Origin of the sequence: Bacillus sp. FSL K6-1033 (genome assembly GCF_038630765.1) — a bacterium.
Lineage (GTDB): Bacteria > Bacillota > Bacilli > Bacillales > Bacillaceae > Bacillus > Bacillus altitudinis.
Genome location: NZ_CP152041.1, coordinates 511,469 through 536,193, shown reverse-complemented (window position 1 = coordinate 536,193; position 24,725 = coordinate 511,469). Strand labels below are relative to the sequence as shown.

The window sequence follows — 24,725 nt, the reverse complement described above, 5'->3', positions numbered from 1 at the left end:
GAAAGGACAGGTCCATTATATACAAAGCCCGAATTACCCTACATTATATCTTACCATTACACTATTTGTTTTTCAACAAGACAGAAATGGATATATCTACTGCTCGACAATGACCGATTCACCTTCACTTTGATCTCCGTCCATCCATTTCCACTTTTCAAACAGTTGAATTTTTCCGTTATCCAGCTGCTTAGGAGTGGAATGACATGAACCGCTTCTCATGCTGCCATCCTTACTTACATGGTGATATCTAAAATGAAGTGCTCCGTCTTTATTCACAGTTCCTACAAGCACGCCAGATTGAATACTGCCGCCTTGATATGTGCCCGTTAAAATATTCCCGTCCTGACGATATTGAAATATGGTTCCTTCCGATACTTCCCCATTGCTCGAATTAGACTGCGGGATAAAGGTTTTTCCGTCATATTGAAACAACCGAATCGACCACCTTTTCTTACCTATTGTAACATAGGCCTGTCACTCATTCGACAAAAATGATGCAAATTTTAACAAGTGGGATTCAATTTATATTAGTTTAGCCACATTTTAGCTTTTCTATAGATTAAATTGTTTTTTTTAGAAATTGTTCGACTTTCTCAAACAATTGCTGTGCACAAGGTTCATGACAAACGTGATGTTTACAATCAGGTAAATAGAACATTTCTTTCTGACGGGACGGGATTTTATGATAAATGAATTCTGCACTAGAAGCGGGGACGATCCCATCACTTTCACCTTGAACGATCAAGACAGGTAGATGAAGCTTTTCAAGAGAACCTTTCGTTTGCTTCACCAATTTCATAAATTCTACAGCAGCTGATAGCGGTGTACTCGTCAGCTTATGACGATATCGATCATACAATGGGTTGGTATCAATCAAACCAGACAAGGATTCCTTCACCATCTGCCTTGTGTCTTGAATCATTTGTTTTGGGTTTACATATTTAGCAGCAGCACTTAACAGAACAAGACGGGCCACTGGATACTTCGCTGCTAGATATGAGGCAATCATCCCGCCCATAGAAAAGCCGACCAAATAAATGGTGTCACATGTTCGGTAAAGGGATAAGAGTTCTAATTCAGCGGTGGCAATCCACTCCTGATAGAGAATGCCTTTGAGCTGAAGTTCCTCCCCATGCCCCGGAAGCGTGACAGATTGTACCGTCCAATCTGTCGTCTGCTTTAAATATTCTGCAAGCGGCTCTACTTCATACGGGGCACCAGTAAAACCGTGTATACATAGACAGCCAATCACCCTGTCACCTTCTTTGCCGATCTGATTTATAGTGCAGTAATAACGTCTTCCAATCTCATGCCACGGGAAGCTTTGACCAGAACGACATCGTCAGGTCCTGCCACATCCGCTAGTTTTTTCTTCAGTTCTTCTTTGTCCATATAAGAAGACACGCGGTCGTCTCCAAATGCTTTCTTCGCTCCTTCAGCAATGAATGCGCCAAGACGACCAAACGTTAAAACATGATCAATAAACTCAGGCTTGATGTACTCCCCTACTTCAAAATGATAGGTCTCTTCTTCACTGCCCATCTCCAGCATATCTCCGAGAACGAGTATGCGATTAGCAAAGCCATCCATATCTCCTACAAGATCAATCGCTGCTTTCATTGACGTAGGACTCGCATTATACGCATCGTTGATAACCGTGATGCCCTTATCTGTTTTAAACAGTTCTAAACGCATGCCTGTCAATTTCGTTTGCATTAGCCCTTGGGCAATTTGTCTTTCATTCAAACCGAAATGCTGACCGATTGCAATAGCTGCAAGAGCATTCTTTACATTGTGTTTCCCTAATACAGGAATGAGAAACCCTTGAGCATATCCCTCCACTTGAAATTCAGTGCCTTCAGCGAGTTGGTGGATGTGAATCACCTTGATATCACAGTCCTCTGATTCTCCAAACGTTTTTACGCTGCGTGCCAGGGCATTTGCTCTTTGGCGGAGTAAAGGCTCGTCTCCTAAATAATAAAAAGTCCCATCCTCTTTTAACCCTTTTGTGATCTCACATTTTGCATCTGCAATGGCTTCTCTTGATCCTAAATCCTGCATATGAGATTCTCCAATATTCGTGATGACAGCTGCATCAGGTTCAGCGAGTTTAGATAAAAATTCGATTTCCCCTTTTGCACTCATGCCCATCTCTAGTACAGCAATCTCGGTTCCTTCTGGCATCGCAAGGATGGTCAGTGGAAGTCCAATGTGATTATTAAAGTTGCCATCTGTTTTGTGGACTCTGTATGTCGTTTGTAGGACAGAATGGATCATATCTTTCGTCGTTGTTTTGCCATTACTTCCAGTAATACCGACAACTCGAGGGTTTTCCTCTTTTAAATATGATTTTGCAAGCTGTTGGAGTGCTGTCAAAGTATCCTCTACAAGTATGACAGGTACACCGAACGGTGGATTCGCTTCTGTTTGATTCCAAAGAACCGCTGCCGCTCCAAGCTCCACTGCTTTTGAAGCAAAAGTGTGACCGTTAAAATGTTCCCCAATAAGCGGGATAAATAGTGCGCCTTTTGATACTTTTCGTGTATCTGTTGTCACTCCGTGTATCTGTTCTTCGCCAAAAGCTTCATTCGATAATGTGCCACCAGCCATTTGGGCAACTTGTTTCACTGTACGTTTGATCATGTTTTTTCGCCTCTCTTTCTCATTTCACGTTTGAAGGAAAAGAGACACTACCTGTAGGATAGTGTCTGCTTGCTTCTTACATTAAAAAGTGGTTTTAATGGTTTGTTTTTCTTGATGGCGTTCAATTGCAAGTGACACCAGCTTCTCAATTAGCTCAGGATACTCTACACCAGTATGTTTCCAAAGCAGCGGGAACATACTAAAAGGTGTGAACCCTGGCATTGTATTCACTTCATTGATCAGCACTTCGCCTTCTTCTGTTAGGAAGAAATCTGCACGTACGAGGCCAGATCCATCAATGGCTTTAAATGCCTTAATCGCCATATCGTGAATCGTCTTGTACTCTTCCTCTGACACACTCGCAGGAATGATCAAATCTGTATCGCCATCTTCATATTTTGCTTTGTAGTCATAAAAATCTGTTTTAGGTGCAATTTCACCAACGACTGAGCATTTCGGCTCGTCATTTCCTAATACACCAATTTCGATTTCTCGTCCTACAACGCCTTCTTCCACAACAACACGACGATCATATTGGAAAGCCAAATCAAATGCTGTTTGCAGCTCTTCTTTGCTGCGGCATTTACTAATTCCGACACTTGATCCCATGTTGGCAGGTTTCACAAAACAAGGATACCCGAGAACTGCTTCTACCTGTTCTAGACTGTCTGATATGGCTTTCTCATAATCCTTTTTATTGAAGGAAAGATGCTTTGCCTGCGCAAGCCCAGCTTGAGCAAACACATCTTTCATCATGACTTTATCCATACCCGCAGCAGACGCAAGAACGCCGTTACCGACATACGGGATATTCATTAGTTCAAGTAACCCTTGCATGGTCCCATCTTCACCATTTGGCCCATGTAGCAATGGAAAGACAACATCAATCTTTTCATCAGCAGATGCAGGTTGTGGAAACATGCTTTCATTTAAAGAAGTTGGTAAAAACGTCTTTGCATTTTGTTCAAATTGAAGCATTTTGACGTTTGATACTGGTTCAGTGAGTTTTTCTCCTCTTAGCCATTCGCCCTCTTCTGTAATATAAATTGGATGTATATCGAACTTCTCAGTGTTAAGTGCTTTCGTAACTGCAAGGGCTGTTTGCAGTGATACATTATGTTCGGCTGACTTTCCGCCGTAAACCAATCCTAAACTTATTTTCAATGGATACTCCCCCCACTAAAATTCATCTTTACTATCTTATCACTTTCAAGCAAAAATGCTCTAATTAATTTTTGTTGTTACGGAATTGAAATGATTTGTAAAGGTTGTAAGCGCCCCCCCGAGCATTTGTATGTCATTCGCCTTTATTTTATATTAAAATGACATTGAAAAGGAGTTGTGACAAATTGAAAAAAATTACAAGCACTGAACAATTCAACGAAATCATTCAATCAGACAAAGAGGTCATCGTTAAATTCTTTGCGACATGGTGCCCTGATTGCACTAGAATGGACATGTTCATTCCAGACATCTTAGAGGCTTATGCTCAGAATGAATGGTTTGAAATAAACAAAGACGACTTTCCTGAGTTAGCGGAAACGTATCAGGTCATGGGAATTCCTAGCCTGTTAATTTTCAAAAATGGCGAAAAAACAGGTCATTTACACAGTGCCAACGCTAAATCACCTGAAGAAGTAACAGAGTTTCTTCAAGAACACGTTTCATAACTCATTTGAATGGAGACATTAGCCAACTCATGCTGGTGTCTTTTTTATATCCTTTTAAATCAAATCTCTTCATAAGACGAGATGTGCGGCTAAAATGTTTCAACATCGACAGGAATGTTTGATCTGATTTCATGACAAGGTTTGACAGCGGATTATTTCCTGGGAAAGAATTCATCGTCGATATGGATGGGAATATGTCGGTTACGTGAATTTTCTGAATTGAATCTTTACTTATGACATTCTGCTTTGTATAATGGAGATGCTAATTGAAAATGATTATCAATTTCATCTGTGTGAAATCTTATAGAGTCCATTCTACCAAAGGAGCGTTGAGTTACATGTCTAAGAAGAAAATCAAAACGTATCAGCAATTGATTGAAGAAAACAAAGAAGCGATCATGCGAGACCCTAAGATGATGGAAAGTATATACGCAACCATCGACAAAAAGCACCAGAAGCAGCTTGCCGCTGCTGGACGTGAATCATAAACACAAGAAGAGCAGTCAAACAGATGGCTGCTTTTTTATTTGCCTGAAGAAAAGAAAAAGCCGATAAAATCTATTCTTCGATTTTATCGGCTTTTGTTTTAATGTGATTTCGCTACACGGTCTTGCTTCATTCCTAAATAGATGAGCATATATGTTAGATAACCCATTGTCATCGTTAAACCACCGAAGAAGAATTGTGAAAACACGGGTTCTTCAAATGTCGTAACGGCAGCAAGAACGATCCAGCTCGCATATAAATAGACCATGAACCATTTCATGTTTCTTTTAAGTGTATACAGAAAGAAAAGACCCGCTAATGAAAAGATCCCTAGCGCTAGTCTGAAATAAACAAGATGATCAAACTGGAAGGCAAAAGACACAAACGAAAACGACAACAGCAGCAAAATAGGTAAAGCCGTAATAAAATTTTTCACGATAGTGCCACCTCCATGACTCTGTCTTATTATAAGACAAAATCAGCCGGTTATCGTGAAATACAGACTCGTTTTCACAAAGATGTCACGAATTTTTCTTGTTATTTGACACAATTTTTACACATTTACATCACGCTTCCAAAAAAGGAGCCAAGCAGCACCAACAAAGAAAACGAAATGCGCCCCTACAATGAATAGCGAAAACAGAGGGCTCATGCCCTGAAAGAGCGGCGGACCTTGAAAACTGTATTGTGTGAAGTCCGTATTAGCGAAAAGTAGAATTTTCCCCCACTGATTTTCTAACAGAGACATGATCGACACTAGTGATTTCGCCGCGTATAAGACGAAAAATGAAGTCACAAGTGCAATCAGACTGTTTCTAAACAAACTTGAGCACAGAAAAGCAAAGCTTGCCATCATGACCACTTCCACCCACTGTGATCCAATCACAGCAAATGTGTGCAGAAATAACCGCCCAGTGCTTTCATCAAAATCAGTACCAAAGAAAATAAGGCCAAAAAGAAAAGCGAACACATAATAAAAAACAAACAGGTAAAGGACCATCAGCACAAGAGTGATGTATTTTGACAAGAAAATATGAAGCCTTGTCTTTGGCCGGATCAACAAGAACTTGATGGTTCTTTTTTGAAACTCTGTTGAGATCAATGTGGCGCCAATCACGACAGCGAACACTTGTAAAATAAACACAACATTCGTGGAATAAGCAAAATAGTTCGCGACTGTATCTTGCCCGCCAAGCCCGGAAATGACTTGTTTCAATGCTAGAGCCATCGTCAATTGAAAGACAACAATCAGTCCAAGTGCAATGAATGTGATCTTTTGTCTCGTGATTTTTTTATGTTCATTCTTGATGAGTTGAAGCATCTGCCGTCCCGCCTTCCGTCCATTTCATAAAGGCCTCTTCAATTGATTGTTTTTGAGGCGTCATTTCAAGTACATCAAATTCTGCTAAGACAAGCTGTTTATTCAGCTCCGGCACACGGTCTTTATTCAGTTGAACCAGCACATGCTGATCCCTTTGTTCATATGTATATCCTTGCGTATCTAGCCATGAAACTGCCTTTTCTACTGGCTGAATATTCATCAGCACCTGCTCTTTTCCTTCCATGTCGCGAAGGTTTGTATTGGCTTTGATCTGTCCTTTTTGGATGATGATCATGCGGTCACAAAGCTCTTCTACTTCATGCAAAAGATGTGTAGCAAATAACACAGAGACACCTTCTTCTTGTACAAGCATTTGCAAGTGCTCTCGAAACTCCTTCATTCCTGCGGGATCAAGCCCATTTGTTGGTTCATCTAAAATGAGCAGATTGGGCTTATGCAAAATGGCTTGTGCAATCCCGAGCCTTTGTTTCATCCCTAGTGAATACGTTTTGACCTTCTGGTGAATGGCGTGCTCCAGACGAACTCTTTTTACCACTTCAAAAATGCGCTCTTCTGAAACTCCATCATGCATAGACGCATACAGCTCAAGGTTTTCAAAACCTGTTAAATATGAATAAAATTCCGGATTTTCTATGATCGCCCCAACAGATGACATCGCCTTTAGATGATCATCATCTTGAGAATATCCATTAATGATGATCCGGCCGTTGTTTTTTTTCATCAAGCCAACAATCAATCGAATCAAGGTCGTTTTTCCAGACCCATTTGGTCCAAGTAAACCGACAATTTCCCCTTGCCTAATGTCCATCGAAATATGTTGTAAAATTTGATGCCGGCCAATTTGTTTATCGACGTTCTCTATGTGTAGAACAGCAGACTGCAAAGTGGTTCCTCCTTCTGATGTAAAACCTATGGCGGCAGTTACGGCCGCTCATCCTGTAAAAAGTATATCACGCTAGACAAGCCGTTCCACGAAAAAAAGGGCTGATCCAGTCAGCCCTTTTTGTTGTTACAGTGATAAATTAGGTGTTGGTGCTTCCTTCTCATGTTTCTTCTCGGTTTCAGAAACAATCACCGCACATGCTGCGTCACCTGTAATATTGACCACGGTTCTTGCCATGTCTAATAAGCGGTCTATGCCAAGGATCAGCGCAATGCCCTCAACAGGAAGATTCACGGAATTTAAAACCATGGCTAGCATGATGAGCCCTACCCCTGGGACACCTGCTGTGCCAATACTTGCTAGTACTGCCGTTAAGACAACTGTCAGCATTTGAACAAGGGTTAATTCAACTCCATACACTTGTGCGATAAAAATAGTCGCAACCCCTTGCATGATCGCTGTACCATCCATATTAATGGTCGCACCTAGCGGCTGCACAAAGCTTGAAATAGGTTCTGGCACCTTCAAACGCTTTTGAGCTGTTTCCATTGATACTGGCAGTACTGCGTTACTGCTTGATGTACTAAATGCCACAACCATCGCTGGAGAAAATCCTTTGAAGAATGCCATTGGATTTCGTTTAGCTAATAGGGCAACGGTTGACCCATAGGTCAGGAAGAAATGCAAGATCAGCGCAATTAAGACGACTGAGAAGTAAAGTCCCATCGCTTTCATGGCATCGAGCCCCTGACTGCCAATTGCCGTTGCGATCAAACCGAATGTCCCGTACGGTGCGAATTTCATCACAACACCGACAAGATACATCATTAATTCATTTCCTTGTTCAAACAGCTTCAGCAAACCTTCTGTTTTTTTACCGAGCAAGGCAATGCCAAGACCTAAAAATACACAGAAGACGATAATTTGAAGCATATTTCCTTCAACTAGAGATTGGACTGGATTGGTTGGAATAATATTGAGTAGTGTATCTGCCATTGATGGGGCTTCCTCAGCGGAATATTCTGCCGCTTTCGTATCAAAATTGCCAAATGCGCCTGGCTTAATAAGTAAGGCCAATGAAATGCCAATAATGATGGCAAAAGTTGTAGTGAGTAGAAAGTAAGTAATGGTTTTTACGCCGATTCTGCCAAGTTTTTTCGGATCGCCAAGGCCTGCTACACCAAGTGTGATCGAAAAGAAGACAATCGGTACAACTAACATTTTAATCAGGTTTAAGAAGATTTGACCTAGAGGTGTAAATAGATAAGGGTCTAACACTTTGAATACATTTGGAGCAAAAATGTTGAGCAGTAGTCCTGTGATTGCACCTACAATTAAAGCAATAATAATTTTCGTCGCAAGCTTCAATAAAATCTCCCCTTCCTCGTCAAAAAGGCCCACGAGAGAGTCTTCTCGTGGGCCTGCGTGTCCATACGTGTACCACTGTCTACTCTCTTCACGCTGATGAGGTTAGCTGACGGGTTAGGACGAAGAGATGTCCTTTTTTCTTAAATAAGAAAAATTCACCCCAAAAACTTGGGTCCCCCATTCCTTTAGAAGGATTAAGCGTGTGGTAATATGATATTTTCATACTATTTATACCTTATTTTTAGAAAATTGTAAACAGGTTCATATGAACTTTTTAATTACTTTCTTCCTTATTCGTGACCTCCAAGATATCTAAGATAAACACAAAGATTGGGATGCCGATAATCAGTCCCCAAATGCCAATATAGTGTTCAGAAAAGATCAGGACAATAAACGTGAAGAAAATAGGGAGCTCTGTTTTAGCTGACATGAGCTTCGGATTTAAGAAGTAGGCTTCAATGGCATGGATGATCACGATCACCAGCACAATATATAGGACGTACATTCCGCCTCCAAGTGTATACGCAATGATGCTGAGTGGAACGAGGGAGATGACCACACCCGCTACCGGAATTAAACCTAACAAGAAGACCATGACTGCTAATCCAAATAATTGCGGAAAGCCCATAATGCCAAGCGCAATTGTCGTTAAGACACAGTTAACTGTTGCAATGATGAACTGTGCTTCAAGTACCTTACCAAATGTTCTGGAAAACTTACGTCCAAAGAAGGCAATTTCATGATAGAACACGGAGATTTTACTCGTTTTGAACTTATTCATGAATTGAATGAGGCGTTCCTTTTCGAACAGGAAGAACATGCTTAATATTAAGGACATAATGACCTGGATACTGAACGTGCTGAAATCTGTTAAGTATGTATAGAGGAAATTAAACCCTTTCTCGAAGAAAGAAGATATTTTGAAATCTCCGAACACATTGGTGACGACGTCAAAGAAGGGTAAATCTTGTGGATGATCTGCAATCTTTTTCCCTAAATGAAATAACTGTTCCACCTGTTTAGCAATGATGGGCACAAACACAAAGCCGCCAAACGTCAATCCACCAGCCAGAAGGATGTACAAAATGGTGATGACTGATTTCTGTCCTATTTTCAGGAAGCGATTTAAAAAGCCTCTTATGACCTCTTCTAACCGGTTCATTAAAAAAGTGAAAATGAAGGTCAGGAGGATTAAATTCATCATTCCTCTTAATAGATATAATGCTGTGGCTAATACTACAAATACTGAAAACCTCTTGACACCAGGTTTTTCGAACAATTTAAAAAATGCCGCCATACGTTACACACCTGCCAGGACTAAAGTCTATTTTTCGTTGGATCTCATATTCATTATATCGGATCTTTCTGTAAATTATATAACAAAAGGTCAATGAGGTCTTACGATTCGTCCTAAATTAATCAAGCTTTTATGTTTTTTCTTTTTTTACACAAGAAAAAACCGAACCCCATGTAGACATAAGGTTTCGGTTTTTGGTTGTTTTTATACTAAACAGCCTGCTTTATATTTCGCATTTCCTGTAGCGCTGTTTTACTCTTCGCTTCGTCAAATTCCCCTTCACTTTTCGCTACAACAATTGTAGCAATTCCATTTCCAATCAGGTTCGTAATCGCTCTTCCTTCACTCATGAAACGGTCTACCCCTAATAGCAGTGCAAGACCTTCTAGCGGGATAACCTGAAGTGCAGCAAGTGTAGAAGCTAGCACGATAAATCCGCTTCCTGTGACTCCAGCTGCTCCCTTTGATGTGAGCATCAGAACAAGGATAATCGTGATCTGCTGTCCGATGGATAGATCCACCCCAAACACTTGCGCTAAGAAGACCACGGCCATGGACAAGTAGATTGAGGTTCCATCTAAGTTAAAGGAATAGCCTGTCGGAATGACAAGTCCAACAACCGACTTAGAGCACCCGTAGCGTTCCATTTTATCCATCATTCTTGGCAGGACAGATTCTGAAGAACTTGTGCCAAGAACAATTAAAATTTCATCTTTGATAAAACGGAGGTAACCGAACAGGCTGAAGCCATACATTTTACAAATGATGTTCAGCACGACGAAAATAAACAGGAACATCGTCATATAAACGGAAAGCATCAGACTAGCCAGTGGTTTAATTGAAGCTAAACCGAAGTGTCCGATTGTATAAGCCATTGCTCCAAATGCCCCTAATGGCGCGGCACGCATGATGTAACCAATGATTTTAAAGAAGACAAGCGACAGTTTATCAAGCCATTCGATGATGCCTTTCCCCTTCTCGCCAAGTGCAGCGAGCGCAACACCGAATAAAATAGAGAAGAATAAGACCTGTAAAATATCTCCCTTTGCAAAGGCATCTACCATGTTAGATGGCACAATGTGTGTGACAAACTCCATCCAGTCGATACCCTGTCCCCCATTTTGGGTATATTGCGAGACATCCCCTTTTTCAAGCTTACTATAGTCAAGACCTGCTCCCGGCTTCATGATATTGACCACGAACAGTCCGATGACAAGCGCAAGCGTCGTCACAACTTCAAAATAGATAAAAGCTTTTCCCCCAACTTTTCCAACCTTTTTCATATCCCCCATCTTGGCAATCCCAAGTACGATGGTTAAGAAAATAATGGGTGCAATGACCATTTTCACTGCATTAATAAATGTGTCACCAAGCGGCTTCATTTCTTTCCCGACGTTTGGCCAAACCATCCCAACAATGATCCCGATAATGACAGCTGCAATGACCTGAAATGTCAGGTTCTTCAATAGCCTCTTCATAAAAAATCAACTCCCTCACCCTTTGATGTAAACGCTTAACTGTTATCTGTAGGTAAATGATAGCGATTTCATCAAAGGCTGTGAAGCTTATGGACATATCGTACATTTTGGTCTTTTTGGTCTCTTAGTCAGAATGTACGATATATTTATTCACAGGGCGTCCGACCCCGCCATATTGCATATCTAATTTCAGCTCGCCTTCTTTTACAAGGAAGTCTAAATAACGGCGTGCCGTGACACGTGCAATCCCAAGTGCATTGGCGACTTCCTCTGCAGACTGCGCTCCTTCTTGCAGACGCATATAGGCTTTAATTTCATTCATCGTATGCACATTCAGCCCCTTAGGAAGCCATGTCTCTTCCTGCTTAACTGCAGGCTTTCGTATGATATCATCGAGCATCTCTTGAGAAAATTCTGCTGCGGTACGAATTTTTGATTTGAACGCTTTATAGCTTTCAAGAGATTCTTTCATCCGTTCAAACTTAAATGGCTTAATAATATAATCTCGGGCACCATTTTGAAGCATGGTGCCGATCGTCTCTTTGTCCTTTGCTGCCGAAATAACAATCACATCCACCTGCATCTTTTGCTTTCTGATGTCTTGCAGTGTTTTGACGCCATCTTTTTTAGGCATATACACATCGAGCACCACAAGATCTGGGCGAATGTCTTTGATCAGCTGGATGCCCTGCTCGCCATTTCCTGCTACAGCCGCAACTTGAAAGCCAGGGACGCTCTTAATGAACTCTCTATTGACTTCTTGCACCATCGGGTCATCTTCAATTAATAGCACCTTAATCTGAGTCATCTGTCTCTCTCCTCTATTGTCATTGGGAATTCGATTGAGAAGGTGGTACCAATGCCGATGCTTGATGTGACTTCTACATTTCCCATCCCTTTGTCGATAATCGTTTTTACAATATACAGTCCGTAGCCTGTTCCGCCTTCTTTACCGTGAGTAAAGCCTTTGTCGAAAATATGAGGAATCATGTCCTCTTCTATTCCAGATCCATAATCTTCAATTAAGATCGCAAGGACATCCTCTGTTTGATCAATACTAATAGAAATAAGTTTTGTGTCTCTTCCTACAGTATCATACGCGGCAAAGGCGTTCTCGATCAGGTTGCCAAGTAGCTTCGTCATATCATGCTGATCCAGCCGCTCTGGGAAATCGCGCAGACTGCTATTTTCATCTACTTCAACCTTGATTCCAAGCTCCTTGCCCCTTCTTATCTTGCTCATCAATAAACCTGCCACTGCGTCATGCTGTATCACACGGTGGAGAAAGTCCGTCACATGCTCCTGCTCTTCGGTCGTTTGAAACGCTAAATCGAGTGCTTGATCGGCTTTCCCCAGCTGAATTAATCCCGCAATTGTATGAAGCTTATTCATATGTTCATGATTTTGCACCCGCAGGCCATCAACGAAGTTCTTCACCCCGGTTAATTCCTCCGCCAATTTGGCCGCCTCTGTCCGGTCCTGAAAAATCGCAACCGCTCCGATGATTTTCTTTTTCATCACAATTGGAATTCGGCTGCTCATGATCCGCTTTCCGCTCATATGAATTTCTTCATTGTAGACGGGTTCTGCGCGGTCAATGATTTCTGGAAGCCTTGTATCTGACAGCACATCCCAAATATTTCGGCCCACTACATCACCTGTCACGCTGAAAATTTGCTTTGCTTTTTCATTAAAAATGGTGATCATGTGCTGGTTATCAATGGCAATGACCCCTTCATTAATGGAGTGAAAGGTAGCGGTGCGTTCCTCTAGCATTCTGACAATCTCATGCGGCTCCAGCTTAAACATTTGCTGTTTAATATGACGGGCGAGCAAAAATGAACCGACAAGACCAAAGCTGAGCGTGAGCAAAAGGATCATGAGGATATCCTGCTTCATTTCTCCTAATATATCTGCCATACTCGGCAATGTTCTTCCGACTAGTACAACCCCTGTTTGGTTAAATTTTTCATCTTTTACTGGATAAAAGGCTCTAATGGCTGTGCCAAGCTCTCCCTGTGCTTCTGAGAAATAGATATGCTCTGCAAAGGCAGGTTCTTCATCTGTCCCCTCAGAGCGCTGGCCAATCCTTGTTTTTACTGGATGTGTCAATCGCACGTGATCCATATCCATGACAACAATGTAGTCAGCATCTTGGATAATCCGAATCTCTTCAATGGCATGCTGCAACCGAGCACGCTCCTTTGTCTGATCATCCAATGCCTGCTTTACCTCATTCATCTCAGCTACTGTCCTTGCCGTGTTCATGAGCCTTTTTCGAAGTTCTCGTTCCTCTGTTTGCTGAATTCCCCCGACTAGAACAATTCCTCCGATTAAAAGGGCAAAAATGACAACGAAATATGTGAGGATGGTGAGCTTCCATCTAATAGATAATTGTTGTAATTTCAGTCGATTTCTCATCATTTTTTCACCTGTATCTTTACGAATTCTTCCTCTGTCAAGTATCCTTGACATAAGGGGGATCTGACGCATGAAGAATTTACTCGCCTATACGCTATTGCTCATCATCGGTTTTGTAACCGCTTTATACTTTGGTTTTTATCATATGATGCCTAAATCAGCGACGACCTTCGACGATGAACAGACTGGGCTGAAGGATCAGCTTGTGTTCAAATTCAGCCATGTTGTCGCAGATAATACCCCAAAAGGGCTGGCTGCAAAGAAATTTGCTGAGCTTGTTCATGAAAAATCCGACGGCAGGATCAGCATTCAAATCTTTTCAAACGGGAGTCTTTATTCTGATATTGAAGAAATTAATGCACTAAAAGAGAATCAAGTTCAATTTATTGCTCCGTCTACGTCAAAGCTCGGCATGCTGTCCCCTGAATGGCTGGCACTTGATCTGCCCTTTGCCTTTTCTAACTACGCTGCTGTCCAAGAAGGGTTACATGGTGCGATTGGACAGAGACTGTTCGGCACACTGCAAAAAGACGGACTAAAGGGAATGGCCTACTGGACAAATGGCTTTAAGCAAATCACTTCGAATAAAGGCCCAATCAAGCAGCCTAGTGATTTAAAAAAGCAATCTCTCCGTATTATGCAAAGTGACATGATTGAAAAGCAATTCAAGCTTCTTGGCGCAAAACCCTATCAGGAATCGTTTAATTCAACATTTCAGCTGCTAGAAACAAAAAAAGTAGATGGTGAAGAAAATACAATTTCAAATATTTATTCAAAAAAATTCTATCATATACAAGACTATATGACGATCAGTAATCACGGGTATTTAGGATATGTCGTCTTAACAGATCAATCCTTTTTTGATCGTCAAACACCTGAGACGAAGCGAATTTTACTCGAAGCGATGGAAGAAACAACGGCATGGAACGAAAAACATGCAGAACAGATGAATAAGGATCAGCTGGAGGATATTAAACGCGAATCTCCAATTGCCATACACGAATTAACACCAGCAGAGCGGCAAAAATGGATGAAGGCGCTCGATCCTTTATATGATGAAGCAGAAAGGATCATCGGTTCCACCTTGATCAAACAAATCCGCGAGCTCCGGGCACGCTATGAATATTCTCCGATTCAAGCGTTTGAAGAAGATGCTGAGACCAAATAAAAAATCCCTTCGAGAAAGGGATTTTTTTATGCGCCGGAGTCACGCTGTTCTTGCTGAGCGAGCTCCTCTAATCTTGTTAATATTCTGCGCTTTCGATATTGCATGATGCCTGTTTCGGCAATTCCTTTTAACTGTGAGCGGTTGGACGCTGCACCAAACAAAATCCCCGCAATTGGGACAAGTTGAAACAGCTTCTTCCAGCCAAACGAATCACGGTAGTTATATACGACCTCACGCCATCCTTGAATTTGAGAGATCATGTTTTCGTGCTTCCCTTCTGATGCATGATAGCTCTTCAGCTCTTTTAATATTGATTTTTTCCCAACAACGTCAGCAGAATTCAGCTGTAAACATTTAATGATAAAGACTCGTTCTTCTTTATTTTTCGGATCATAGCCATAGGTGACGGCGATATCCTGTAATGTTTTTAAAGAGAGACCGAGGACAGCCGGAATATCTGCCGCTAATGTAAACATACCTCCGACACCTGTTGTCGCACCTTGTACAGTGGCGAGGTTTGTTCGGTTTTTCCCCATCTGATCACTAATGACATCCATAACCTCGATCGGAGCCGCCTCAATATCTTCAATACGCTGAATCGATTCATCGGCACATTTCTTTTGAAATTGATGAATAATGCCTTTCTCTGACGTCAAATAGACACCGCCTGATTGAATGTAGTGCCCCATCTCATCTAATAACACACCGATTTTCTTTTGAATAAAGGCAGGGGTCAGCTTGTCCAGCATTTGAAATGGAAGCCGGCTAAGTTTCTCCCAAAACCATACCTTTTGCTGGTCTTTCTCCCATTTTTCAATCTCTTTTAATTGTGCTTTTAGCCACTCTCTTTCCTCCATGCCATTTGCCTCCTTAGATGCCGTTCAAGTATATGTCTGTTATTATACACAATCCTTGTCCATCATATGTATCGAACATTGAAGCGGTTCCGAAAGGTTTTAATCTCTTTTAAAACGGTTATTGCTTAGTAAACAAACAAAAGAGGAGTGATCAACATGTTAGGATTTCTGATTTCATTAGTTGTGGCGATTGTCATTGGTCTCATTGGGAGTGCACTCGCTGGAGGCAGTGTACCAGGAGGCTGGATCGGTTCAATGATTGCTGGGCTTGCAGGTGCTTGGATTGGTCATGGATTACTTGGAACGTGGGGTCCTAGTCTGGCAGGATTTGCGATCATTCCAGCGATCTTAGGAGCAGCCATTTTCGTCATTATTTTAAGCTTGATCTTCCGCAGCGTTGGATCAAGGGTTTCTTAAAAAACGATACAAAAGAAGAGGAAGCAGAGGATGCACCGCCTAAGATAAGAGGCGGTGTTTTTTATGTGTTGATTGACAAGGTATCTATTTTTTTCACTTACATATGATAAACAAACCTATTAGTTCAGATAGTTGACTTTTCATGAAGATGGGCATATGATGATTAAAAATTGCATCGAGGAAACTTTTTGTGCCAAAGCAAAACTTTGTAGAATCTAGGTGATGACATATGACAAACAAATACATCGAGGCACAAGCCCACATGTCAGTGGCAGCGGAGCGTGCACTTGAAGGAAAGGTGAAAGGATTTAGAAGGCTCCTTCCTTTTCTCGGGCCTGCTTTTATCGCCGCCATTGCCTATATTGATCCAGGAAACTTTGCGACCAACATTGCAGCTGGCTCGAAATATGGCTACCTTCTGTTATGGGTCATTCTCATATCCAATCTCATGGCCTTACTCATCCAGTCTTTGTCTGCAAAGCTTGGAATCGCAACAGGGAAAAATTTACCTGAAATTGCTCGAGAAGAGTTTCCAAAACCAGTCTCGATTGGTTTATGGATTCAGGGCGAACTCGTCATTATCGCCACAGATTTAGCCGAATTTATCGGGGCTGCCCTTGGTTTATACTTACTCTTTCGTATCCCGCTGCTTGAAGCATCGATTATTGCAGCGATCGGTTCTTTTGCCATTTTAGAGCTCCAAAGACGAGGTTATCGAGCGTTAGAAGCAGGAATTACCGGCATGCTGTTTGTTGTCGTGATTGCTTTCGCTGTACAAACCTTTGTCGCCAAACCTGATCTTGCAAGTGTCGCCGGTGGACTGTTCATTCCAAGGTTTGAAGGGACAGACAGCGTACTGCTTGCCGCTGGTATTTTAGGCGCTACGGTGATGCCGCATGCGATCTATCTCCATTCAGCCTTAACGCAAAGAAGAGTCGTCGGCAGAACGGAAAAAGAGAAAAAGCTGATTTTTCGTTTTGAGTTTTTAGACATCCTCATTGCGATGGTAGTTGCTGGCGCCATCAATGCCAGCATGTTGATTGTAGCAGCTGCTTTATTTTTTAAAAATGGTCTTTTTATTGAGGATTTAGATGTAGCATTTCAGCATTTTGGAACTCTCGCAGGTCCTGTATCAGCGATCTTATTTGGTGTAGGTCTGCTTGTAGCCGGGCTTTCCAGTTCTTCTGTCGGTACACTGTCAGGCGATATTATTATGCAAGGTTTTATTCAGTACCGAATTCCGCTGTATGTCCGCCGGCTGATTACCATCATTCCACCTATTGCGATCATTGCATCTGGAGTCAATCCGACATCTGCGCTTGTGATGAGTCAAGTGGTCTTATCATTTGGAATTGCGTTTGCTTTAATTCCGCTCATTTTGTTTACAAGTAAAAAACGAATTATGGGCGATTTGACGAATGCTCGCTGGGTGACCGGAATATCTTGGGTGATAGCAGCTCTTGTTGTCGCACTTAATGTGTTTTTAATTGTGGATACGTTTATGTAAAAGACAGTGATTAGGCTGTCTTTTATATCGGGTTGTGGTAGAATTTCCCTTGAGAGGATGTGATCACATGTTTTTTTATCAGGATCAAGATCTATCCATGCGGCTGCTTGAACCAAGAGACGCGAGAAGTCTGTATCTGCTCATCCAACGCTCAAGAGAGCACTTACGTGAATGGATGCTATGGGTCGATTCGACGCAGACAGAAGAAGACAGCATGGCGTTTATTCAAGGTGCCATGCAGCAAGCTTTGCAAAACAATGGTTTTCAGGCTGGAATCTGGTCACATGGAGAACTCGTTGGTATCATTGGCACCCACCAAATTCATTGGATTAATCGGACGGTTTCCATTGGCTATTGGCTCGGGGAAGGCTATCAAGGAAAAGGCATCATGACAAAAGCATGCAAAGCGGTCATTCACTATTTATTTGAAGAGTGCGGTCTGCATCGCATTGAAATAAGGGCCGCTGTTGATAATCAAAAAAGTAGACGCATCGCAGAGCGTTTATCTTTTTCACTTGAAGGCATATTAAGACAATGTGAATGGCTGGGCGACCACTTTGCCGATCACTGTGTGTACGCACTTTTACAGCCTGAATATATGAAACAAAAAACGAATTCGATCAATCAGCCCACTTAATTGTGTCGATTGCATGAACTATTTTACAAAGTGAAGCTTTGTAGTATCCGTTGTGATTGGCATCTGATAAAATAGAAGGAAAAATCGAGGTATGATGTATGTCTCTTATTATTTTATTTTACTTATGGATTGTCCCTTTATTATTTGGCATTTTCTTCTCATTCCTAACAAAGAAAGCCACATACAAACGCCGCTTTGTCCCATCATATAGCATGGCAGGACTCAGCATCGTGTTTCTCATTCTGGCACTCGTCTTTTCAGCCAGTCATTTTCTATTCATTTGCGGTATGTTCCTATTCGCCACTACACTTGTCGGCACAGGCATCCCGTTATTTTTAGCCTTTACCAAAACACCTTCATAAACAAAACCACCTTTTCGCGATGGAAAGGTGGTTTCTTTTTTACTGCTGAGGCATTCGATAGGTCATCGTACCATTTGGGTTTTTTTCAATTACTTTCACAATGTCTTGAAGGATCTCTAACGCTCGATCATTTGAGTCATACTTGCCGAGCGTCTTGACCCAAGAATCACTGCCAGCGATAAACCCTTCAATCTTTTTACCGGTTACTGTGACTTCGTGAACATTAACGAAACTTTGTTCGTTTTGTGTGAAAATCCATAGCATGGTTTATTCCCCTTTTTTGTGGTGGTTTATTAGCCTCGTTTTTAAGATACATTTATACTCAACAACGTATTGAAATTCTCTCACTTATTCAGGTTATGAACCAGGTGTTTCTCAATTTCCACATCATTACCATAAACTTCAAAGTAAGAAAAATCGAATGCTCTAATTTCAATATCTGCTAAAGAGTGTTGGATGCCCTCATCTTCTTCTGTTTCAGGCATTGAATTCAAATCCCATTCAATCTGTAAACCTTTTTGAAATCCTATAAAGACACCTGATTCAAATTGAACAACTTGTCTTACACTATCTATTAATTGATCTGTTGACATTACACTCAAATCTTGGCTTGGGAATAGCTCAAAAAGAGAAGAATGAGTCGAACCAAAGACATCAAATACATACCATTGATAATCCTGTTTAAATTCCTTAATACACAAAAGAATCTCAGCAAGTTGATCACCTAAGCAAGATAATTCATCGTTAAAATATTCCCTACCTCTTATTTTTAATAGAAACGCTGATTCCTTTACACCCATTCAAATCTCCTCCAAATTATTCTTTAAAACTCCATGATCCATCCTTAAAGACCGCAAGATGAGAGTGTGGATTTGTGTGATCACCTCTACCATGATCCGTCCAATCTGTTCTTTGTATCGGCGTACCATCTTTTCCCCATTCGAGGGTTTGAATGTACCCCTCTTTACGCCCTTTCCTATAACCAATTTGCGTATGAGGAAACTGTGAATCTGGTTTATGAACCGTTCCATTGATTAACTTCCCATTCTCGTATTTTGGCAGACTCGCATTTTTACCATTTATATCTTTCGGGATATATTTGGGCTTTTTAATGGAATCTAAATTACTTTTAACTCCCTTCGCCCCAAACGGCAAAAGCATCCCCAAAGCCGCATTCATACTCGCTTCCTGCTGTTCTTTCGAGACTTTATTTCCAAACATATCTCGACCCGTAATCGCTTCACTGAAGCCGTTTGTTGCGGTGAGGCCATATAAGCCTTTTTGTGATGTTTTCAACGCATCGAAAGACTTCTGTGATGTCTTGTAAATGTCGACCGCTCTTACTGCGGCTGAGGTGGCTTGAGTCGTTTTATAAACGGCTTTACCGCCTTTGAAAATGCGTCCTGCCCAGCCGACGATCGGGATGTATCCTGCTGCTGCCATGCCGCCTGCGGCGACTCGCTGGCCTGCGGTGAGTTCTTCACCTGTGATCGGATCGACACCTGTTGCGGCACGTTTTGCATCGTTCACGCCTGTCAGTTCATTGACAATATTTCCTCCGTAATCAAGAGTTTTTTCATACCACGGACGGTTGGCTAGTGCTTCTTGTTCCTTTGCAATCTTGCGGGCTTCTTCTTGATCTTTTTTGATTTTTAGATATTCAGAAGTTTGCTTCTCAATATCGCTTTTTGCCTTGTAGATTTCGCTATTTTGATACGCTTTCTTGTCAAAATTCATAGGCGAAATGGACTTTCCGTCATTTGTGGCATTGATCATTTCTGCGTACAATGCCATTGTAGCCTGCTGCTCCGTCTCTGACAAAGCATATTCATCTTTTAGATTTTGATCAAGTTCTCTTAGGTCTTTCACTGTCTTTTTTCGCTCGTATTCCGCATCTTCTATTTTTTCATCAAAAGTTTGGCTATCAAATACCTCTAGTGAAATGAGGTCATCTATATCTTGAAAAATGGTTTTGAGTGCCTTTTTTTGATCTTTTACAATGCTTTTGGCGTTTTTGATGCCCATATGAACGGCATTGTCTAAAAAGTGTTCTTCAACAAAGGTGTCGCCGCCAAAATTTGTATCATCAAGCGTTCCAGAAACACCTTCATGAAAGGCTTTTTGTTTATCAATGAAGCTAATAAACATGTCCACATTTCCGGCGAGTTCTTTGTAGAAGCTTTTAATGTTATCGGCACCTTTTCCAGTGAAGTCGTCACCGAGATTGGCAACACCTTGTAATGCCTTTTTTAAATCTATCATTTGTTCGCGGAGTTCCTGATAGTGTTTTGCCCTTGTATCCATGGCACTGGTTAGTGCTTTTGCATCAAGTATCTTGCCCAGATTAAGCCACTCCCTCCATTATTGATCATAAAGTCTATTTTACCTTTCTCACCGAATTGGAAAAATAGGCTTTAAGTTGCAAAAAATCCAGTCTGTATATTTTTATATAGAAGAAAACAAGTGACAATTGAAATGATTTTACCTATTCAACAAAAAAAGTCAGTCTTCTAATTAGAAGACCGACTACCTGCTGTTTAGAAAAAGCGTTTAAGGCTTTTCTTGAGTGGAGGGATATCCAGCTCACCTTTTTCAAAGAATTTTTTCAATAAATATTTACTAAAGCCTGCTGCTTGTGTGTACGTGATTTTACCAGGTAACGGTGGTTCATTGGTCACCGCAACATCAATGATCACAGGTTTCTCAGCTTGAAGTGCTTGATCAAAGGCTGGTGCTAGTTCTTCATGTGATGACACCGAGATTCCTTTACCACCGCACGCTTCTGCAAATTTTGCAAAATCAATATCTTCCAGCTCTATACCATAGTTGATGTTGCCTTTTACCTGTTGTTCATATTCAATCATACCAAGGTTGTTGTTGTTTAAGATCACAACGACAATTGGCAGTTTATATTTTACCGCCGTCACAAAATCTTGCATCACCATTGTGAAGCCTCCGTCACCACAGACAGCAATGGCTTGGCGATTTGGTTCATTTAATTTAGCTGATATTGCGCCAGGTAAACCACAGCCCATTGTGGCAAGCCAGCTGGAAATAATGAAATCCTGCTGCTTCATTTCGAAATGACGTGCCATCCATACCGTCACATTACCGACATCAACTGAAAGAATGGCATCATCATCTACCGCTTCTTCTAATCTAGCGATGACTTGCTGCGGTTTAAGCGGTGATGTGGCAATAGATTTTTCCTTATCCATTTCTTCTCGCCACTTCATCATGTGCTCTGTACAAGCTTCAAGGAAACCGCGCTGCTCTTTATATTCAATATAAGAGGTTAGTTCATGAAGACCAGTCTTACTGTCACTTACAATCCCCACTTCTACTGGATATCTTTTACCGATCTGATCCGGTTTGATATCCAATTGAATGGCAGGTGTGTCTTCCGGTAAGTAATCCCTATATGGGAAGGAGGTTCCAAGCATGATTAATAAATCGCACTCTTCCATTGCTTCATATGCAGGCTTCGTCCCGATCTGACCTAGGTTCCCTAAAAAGTATGGATGCCTGTCTGGAACAACACCTTTTGCTGGAAGTGTAATGACGATCGGTGCAGCTGCCTTTTCTGCAAACGAAAGAAGTTCTTCTTTAGCATTTCTTAATCCTTTTCCTGCTAAGATGACTGGCTTCTTCGCATTGTTAATGAGTTGAGCAGCCTTTAGCAGTTGATCTTTCTTCGGCCGCACATCTCCCTCTACATAAAGAGGTGATGTATAAACGGGACTCCGCTTAATTTTCTGAGAAAATAAATCATCTGAGACAGTGAGAACCGCCACCCCTTTATGGGTATAAGCAGCTTTGATGGCTTGATTCAATAAGTCAGGCAGAGCTTCTGCTGTTTGTACTTGCTGATTAAAGACAGCAACATCGTCAAACATCCGCTCTAATTTGATTTCTTGAAATGCATCTCTGCCTACTTCAGTTGAGGCAACCTGCCCTACAATCGCTAATACAGGTGCACCATCCGCTTTTGCATCGTATAGTCCATTTAATAAGTGGACAGCACCTGGCCCAGCAATTGATAAACAAACACCAAGTTTGCCTGTTAGTTTCGCATCAGCTGCTGCTGAAAGTGCTGCCACTTCTTCATGTCTTGTTTGTATAAATTGAATTTTGCTTGATTCATGCCTTAGTTCTTCGATTAATTCGTTAATACTGTCGCCGGGCATTCCATAAATATGTTTCACGCCCCACTCTTCCAGTAGCGCTGTTACTTCTTTTCCTGCGGTTCTTTGCGGCATGTGAGAAAACTCCTTTTTTCTTACTCCATACCACCGCACCCTTTTGATCAAACGTTTCAACTTGCTCTTGTTACTTTTTAAAGTGATATGGAAGAGTGGCGACAACAATATCCCGTTTCCATAATAAACGGAACCTTAATAAGAAAGCAGATTGATTATGCAAAATGGTGTGCCATCTTTTTTTCGGAATAAATTGAGGGACGAGTACCATCACTCTATATTGATGCGCATTTGCTTTCGCTTCAATCGTTTCAAGAAACTTATCAAGCGGGTGAATGAGACTTCGATAAGACGAATGTAAAATCACAAGACGCACATCACTATTCAGCTTTTCCCAATCAGCTTCAATTTTCTTGTCTTTCTCTTTATCAAACGATACATGAACCGCTATGACCTGGTCTGATAAGGATTTTGCATATTGAACAGATTGTTCGACGACACGTGTGACACCTGCTATTGGGACGATGACCACATTCCCTTTGATTTCGACAGGCTCGGTTTCATTCAATAAACGTAATTGTTCTCCAACAGACAGATAATGTTTCTTAATAGAATAAAAAATAAATAGAACAATTGGCATGAAAACAAATACCGGCCATACAAGATGGAACTTGGTCAAAATGAGAATCATGAAAACCGTAAATGAAATAAGTGCTCCTACGATATTGATAGGCATTTTCACTTTCCATCCCTGTGGTTTTTCACGAATCCACTTTACACACATACCTGTCTGAGACAAGGTAAATGGAATAAACACACCGACAGCATAAAGTGGAATGAGGTGTTCCGTTTTCCCATCAAATAACCAAATAAGCAGCATAGAAGCTACACCTAAAAAGATAATACCATTGGAATAACCGAGCCGATCTCCTCTCACTGTAAACATGCGCGGCATATATTTATCCTTTGCTAAGTTGACAGCCAATAATGGAAAAGCTGAAAAACCTGTGTTTGCCGCTAATATTAAAATTAAAGCTGTGACAGCTTGAATGACATAGTAGAAAAATGTCCGTCCAAAAGTGTCTGATGCAATCTGTGACACAACCGTTTCTTCTGGCTTTGGCGAGATGCCAAAACCAAACGCAAGCAATGTCACTCCTACAAATAGAACGGCCAGTAATCCCCCCATCATCAATAAAGTTCTCGCTGCATTTTGTGCAGCTGGTTTTTTAAAGGATGGAATTGTATTAGAAATCGCTTCAACACCAGTTAAAGCAGAACAGCCAGACGAAAATGCCTTTAATAAAAGAAATAACGTGATGCCTGATACATGTGTACCAAACGCTGTATGTTCAGGTGCTGGCGGCACTTGCCCAGTTAATAGTTTAAACCCGCCCACCCCAATTAAAATGAGCAATGAAAAGACAAATAGGTACACAGGATAAGCCAAAATAGATGCCGACTCTGTCAGTCCACGAAGGTTTAACACCATAATCACTAGGACTAATACGATTGAAATCATGACATGATATGGATATAGAGCTGGAAAAGCCGATGTGATCGCATCGGTCCCAGCAGAAATGCTCACTGCTACGGTTAAAATGTAATCGACGAGTAATGATCCCCCCGCAACCAGCCCTGGTTTTTCACCTAAGTTTCTGCTGGAGACGACATACGCCCCGCCGCCTTCTGGATAAGCATAAATAATCTGGCGGTAAGATAGAATTAACGCCATTAAAAGAATTAATACACAACCTGCAATCGGGAGTGAGTACCAAAACGCTGCCGCACTGACAACTGATAGAACAATTAAGATTTGTTCTGTACCGTATGCGACTGACGACAATGCGTCTGATGACAATAATGCCAAAGCTTTGATTTTTGATAGTTTTTGTTCTCCTGCTGCCTGTGATTTTAATGGTTTACCAATTAAAATACGCTTCATCAAACTGTACATGTGATGCCCGCTCCTTTAGTGTCAAACGAT

General features: G+C 41.4%; 25 protein-coding genes and 1 riboswitch. Of the genes, 7 read left to right on the top strand and 18 right to left on the bottom strand.

All coding sequences use genetic code 11. The annotated features are described in order from the left end of the window. Positions 1-96 precede the first annotated feature (96 nt). The 4 genes from MHH31_RS02550 to MHH31_RS02535 all read right to left on the bottom strand — a co-directional run bounded on the left by MHH31_RS02550 (position 97) and on the right by MHH31_RS02535 (position 3,810). Complete coding sequence (locus MHH31_RS02550) at positions 97-435, bottom strand: hypothetical protein (RefSeq protein WP_017358401.1); 339 nt, start codon at positions 433-435, stop codon at positions 97-99. A gap of 127 nt (positions 436-562) precedes the next feature. Then, positions 563-1,255 carry an alpha/beta fold hydrolase gene (locus tag MHH31_RS02545; protein ID WP_008346929.1) on the bottom strand — a complete coding sequence of 231 codons (693 nt, stop codon included), beginning with the start codon at positions 1,253-1,255 and terminating at the stop codon, positions 563-565. A gap of 26 nt (positions 1,256-1,281) precedes the next feature. Beyond that, positions 1,282-2,646, bottom strand: a complete 1,365-nt coding sequence (gene murF / locus MHH31_RS02540; RefSeq protein ID WP_024720484.1) for a UDP-N-acetylmuramoyl-tripeptide--D-alanyl-D-alanine ligase — start codon at positions 2,644-2,646, stop codon at positions 1,282-1,284. A gap of 81 nt (positions 2,647-2,727) precedes the next feature. Next, on the bottom strand, positions 2,728-3,810 hold the full coding sequence (locus MHH31_RS02535) for a D-alanine--D-alanine ligase (protein ID WP_039169882.1): 1,083 nt from the start codon (positions 3,808-3,810) through the stop codon (positions 2,728-2,730). Between the two features lie 185 nt (positions 3,811-3,995). Here MHH31_RS02535 and MHH31_RS02530 point away from each other — a divergent pair, with 185 nt between their 5' ends. Continuing rightward, positions 3,996-4,316, top strand: a complete 321-nt coding sequence (locus MHH31_RS02530) for a thioredoxin family protein (protein ID WP_008346934.1) — start codon at positions 3,996-3,998, stop codon at positions 4,314-4,316. Between the two features lie 338 nt (positions 4,317-4,654). Beyond that, the gene (gene fbpB / locus MHH31_RS02525; RefSeq protein ID WP_017366658.1) at positions 4,655-4,804 is read left to right on the top strand and encodes a Fur-regulated basic protein FbpB; all 150 of its coding nucleotides are present in this window, start codon (positions 4,655-4,657) and stop codon (positions 4,802-4,804) included. 98 nt (positions 4,805-4,902) lie between these two features. Here fbpB and MHH31_RS02520 read toward each other — a convergent pair whose 3' ends face one another. The 8 genes from MHH31_RS02520 to MHH31_RS02485 form a co-directional block, all read right to left on the bottom strand. Beyond that, positions 4,903-5,238, bottom strand: coding sequence for a hypothetical protein (locus tag MHH31_RS02520; protein ID WP_017366657.1), 336 nt, complete (start codon positions 5,236-5,238; stop codon positions 4,903-4,905). Positions 5,239-5,355: 117 nt separating this feature from the next. Continuing rightward, positions 5,356-6,123 (bottom strand): ABC transporter permease, encoded by a 768-nt coding sequence (locus tag MHH31_RS02515; protein ID WP_342495241.1) that lies wholly within the window; start codon positions 6,121-6,123, stop codon positions 5,356-5,358. Further along, the gene (locus MHH31_RS02510) at positions 6,101-7,027 is read right to left on the bottom strand and encodes an ABC transporter ATP-binding protein (RefSeq protein WP_041092990.1); all 927 of its coding nucleotides are present in this window, start codon (positions 7,025-7,027) and stop codon (positions 6,101-6,103) included. The genes MHH31_RS02515 and MHH31_RS02510 overlap by 23 nt, the downstream gene beginning before the upstream one ends. A gap of 126 nt (positions 7,028-7,153) precedes the next feature. Further along, on the bottom strand, positions 7,154-8,395 hold the full coding sequence (locus MHH31_RS02505; protein ID WP_025206789.1) for a dicarboxylate/amino acid:cation symporter: 1,242 nt from the start codon (positions 8,393-8,395) through the stop codon (positions 7,154-7,156). A gap of 77 nt (positions 8,396-8,472) precedes the next feature. Next, positions 8,473-8,606: riboswitch (cyclic di-AMP (ydaO/yuaA leader) on the bottom strand. Positions 8,607-8,669: 63 nt separating this feature from the next. Further along, positions 8,670-9,692, bottom strand: a complete 1,023-nt coding sequence (locus MHH31_RS02500; protein ID WP_007496515.1) for an AI-2E family transporter — start codon at positions 9,690-9,692, stop codon at positions 8,670-8,672. Positions 9,693-9,901: 209 nt separating this feature from the next. Then, positions 9,902-11,170: a C4-dicarboxylate transporter DctP gene (gene dctP / locus MHH31_RS02495; protein WP_007496516.1), complete on the bottom strand. Its 1,269-nt coding sequence runs from the start codon at positions 11,168-11,170 to the stop codon at positions 9,902-9,904. Positions 11,171-11,294: 124 nt separating this feature from the next. After that, on the bottom strand, positions 11,295-11,978 hold the full coding sequence (locus MHH31_RS02490; RefSeq protein WP_017366653.1) for a response regulator: 684 nt from the start codon (positions 11,976-11,978) through the stop codon (positions 11,295-11,297). Continuing rightward, positions 11,975-13,579 (bottom strand): sensor histidine kinase, encoded by a 1,605-nt coding sequence (locus MHH31_RS02485; RefSeq protein WP_342495486.1) that lies wholly within the window; start codon positions 13,577-13,579, stop codon positions 11,975-11,977. The genes MHH31_RS02490 and MHH31_RS02485 overlap by 4 nt, the downstream gene beginning before the upstream one ends. An 82-nt stretch (positions 13,580-13,661) precedes the next feature. Between MHH31_RS02485 and MHH31_RS02480 the strand changes: the two genes are divergently transcribed. Beyond that, complete coding sequence (locus MHH31_RS02480; protein ID WP_342495240.1) at positions 13,662-14,759, top strand: TRAP transporter substrate-binding protein; 1,098 nt, start codon at positions 13,662-13,664, stop codon at positions 14,757-14,759. A gap of 26 nt (positions 14,760-14,785) precedes the next feature. On the opposite strand, the gene MHH31_RS02475 is transcribed toward MHH31_RS02480, so the two are convergent. Continuing rightward, complete coding sequence (locus MHH31_RS02475) at positions 14,786-15,616, bottom strand: EcsC family protein (protein WP_342473889.1); 831 nt, start codon at positions 15,614-15,616, stop codon at positions 14,786-14,788. 156 nt (positions 15,617-15,772) lie between these two features. Between MHH31_RS02475 and MHH31_RS02470 the strand changes: the two genes are divergently transcribed. The 4 genes from MHH31_RS02470 (at position 15,773) to MHH31_RS02455 (ending at position 18,539) form a co-directional block, all read left to right on the top strand. Next, the gene (locus MHH31_RS02470; protein ID WP_003214275.1) at positions 15,773-16,033 is read left to right on the top strand and encodes a GlsB/YeaQ/YmgE family stress response membrane protein; all 261 of its coding nucleotides are present in this window, start codon (positions 15,773-15,775) and stop codon (positions 16,031-16,033) included. Between the two features lie 229 nt (positions 16,034-16,262). Next, complete coding sequence (locus MHH31_RS02465) at positions 16,263-17,540, top strand: Nramp family divalent metal transporter (RefSeq protein ID WP_342495239.1); 1,278 nt, start codon at positions 16,263-16,265, stop codon at positions 17,538-17,540. Positions 17,541-17,607: 67 nt separating this feature from the next. Further along, complete coding sequence (locus MHH31_RS02460) at positions 17,608-18,177, top strand: GNAT family protein (protein WP_008346964.1); 570 nt, start codon at positions 17,608-17,610, stop codon at positions 18,175-18,177. A gap of 98 nt (positions 18,178-18,275) precedes the next feature. Further along, positions 18,276-18,539, top strand: coding sequence for a hypothetical protein (locus tag MHH31_RS02455; protein ID WP_008346966.1), 264 nt, complete (start codon positions 18,276-18,278; stop codon positions 18,537-18,539). A gap of 39 nt (positions 18,540-18,578) precedes the next feature. Here MHH31_RS02455 and MHH31_RS02450 read toward each other — a convergent pair whose 3' ends face one another. From MHH31_RS02450 to MHH31_RS02430, 5 genes are all read right to left on the bottom strand, one after another. Next, entirely contained in the window at positions 18,579-18,803 is a 225-nt protein-coding gene (locus MHH31_RS02450) for a hypothetical protein (protein WP_047946989.1), read from the bottom strand. An 80-nt stretch (positions 18,804-18,883) separates the two neighbouring features. Continuing rightward, on the bottom strand, positions 18,884-19,339 hold the full coding sequence (locus MHH31_RS02445) for a hypothetical protein (RefSeq protein ID WP_035390392.1): 456 nt from the start codon (positions 19,337-19,339) through the stop codon (positions 18,884-18,886). A gap of 16 nt (positions 19,340-19,355) precedes the next feature. Next, positions 19,356-20,882, bottom strand: a complete 1,527-nt coding sequence (locus tag MHH31_RS02440) for a T7SS effector LXG polymorphic toxin (RefSeq protein ID WP_342495485.1) — start codon at positions 20,880-20,882, stop codon at positions 19,356-19,358. Positions 20,883-21,076: 194 nt separating this feature from the next. Further along, positions 21,077-22,798: a pyruvate oxidase gene (locus MHH31_RS02435; protein WP_342495238.1), complete on the bottom strand. Its 1,722-nt coding sequence runs from the start codon at positions 22,796-22,798 to the stop codon at positions 21,077-21,079. A gap of 70 nt (positions 22,799-22,868) precedes the next feature. Further along, positions 22,869-24,695 carry an APC family permease gene (locus MHH31_RS02430; protein ID WP_035703793.1) on the bottom strand — a complete coding sequence of 609 codons (1,827 nt, stop codon included), beginning with the start codon at positions 24,693-24,695 and terminating at the stop codon, positions 22,869-22,871. Between the last annotated feature and the right edge of the window lie 30 nt (positions 24,696-24,725).

Excerpts from the sequence above, each read along its gene's own strand:
- murF (WP_024720484.1), bottom strand. The coding sequence starts at position 2,646 with ATGATCAAACGTACAGTGAAACAAGTTGCCCAAATGGCTGGTGGCACA.
- fbpB (WP_017366658.1), top strand. The coding sequence starts at position 4,655 with ATGTCTAAGAAGAAAATCAAAACGTATCAGCAATTGATTGAAGAAAAC.
- MHH31_RS02515 (WP_342495241.1), bottom strand. The coding sequence starts at position 6,123 with ATGCTTCAACTCATCAAGAATGAACATAAAAAAATCACGAGACAAAAG.
- MHH31_RS02500 (WP_007496515.1), bottom strand. The coding sequence starts at position 9,692 with ATGGCGGCATTTTTTAAATTGTTCGAAAAACCTGGTGTCAAGAGGTTT.
- dctP (WP_007496516.1), bottom strand. The coding sequence starts at position 11,170 with ATGAAGAGGCTATTGAAGAACCTGACATTTCAGGTCATTGCAGCTGTC.
- MHH31_RS02490 (WP_017366653.1), bottom strand. The coding sequence starts at position 11,978 with ATGACTCAGATTAAGGTGCTATTAATTGAAGATGACCCGATGGTGCAA.
- MHH31_RS02480 (WP_342495240.1), top strand. The coding sequence starts at position 13,662 with ATGAAGAATTTACTCGCCTATACGCTATTGCTCATCATCGGTTTTGTA.
- MHH31_RS02475 (WP_342473889.1), bottom strand. The coding sequence starts at position 15,616 with ATGGAGGAAAGAGAGTGGCTAAAAGCACAATTAAAAGAGATTGAAAAA.
- MHH31_RS02470 (WP_003214275.1), top strand. The coding sequence starts at position 15,773 with ATGTTAGGATTTCTGATTTCATTAGTTGTGGCGATTGTCATTGGTCTC.
- MHH31_RS02465 (WP_342495239.1), top strand. The coding sequence starts at position 16,263 with ATGACAAACAAATACATCGAGGCACAAGCCCACATGTCAGTGGCAGCG.
- MHH31_RS02460 (WP_008346964.1), top strand. The coding sequence starts at position 17,608 with ATGTTTTTTTATCAGGATCAAGATCTATCCATGCGGCTGCTTGAACCA.
- MHH31_RS02455 (WP_008346966.1), top strand. The coding sequence starts at position 18,276 with ATGTCTCTTATTATTTTATTTTACTTATGGATTGTCCCTTTATTATTT.
- MHH31_RS02450 (WP_047946989.1), bottom strand. The coding sequence starts at position 18,803 with ATGCTATGGATTTTCACACAAAACGAACAAAGTTTCGTTAATGTTCAC.
- MHH31_RS02445 (WP_035390392.1), bottom strand. The coding sequence starts at position 19,339 with ATGGGTGTAAAGGAATCAGCGTTTCTATTAAAAATAAGAGGTAGGGAA.
- MHH31_RS02435 (WP_342495238.1), bottom strand. The coding sequence starts at position 22,798 with ATGCCGCAAAGAACCGCAGGAAAAGAAGTAACAGCGCTACTGGAAGAG.
- MHH31_RS02430 (WP_035703793.1), bottom strand. The coding sequence starts at position 24,695 with ATGTACAGTTTGATGAAGCGTATTTTAATTGGTAAACCATTAAAATCA.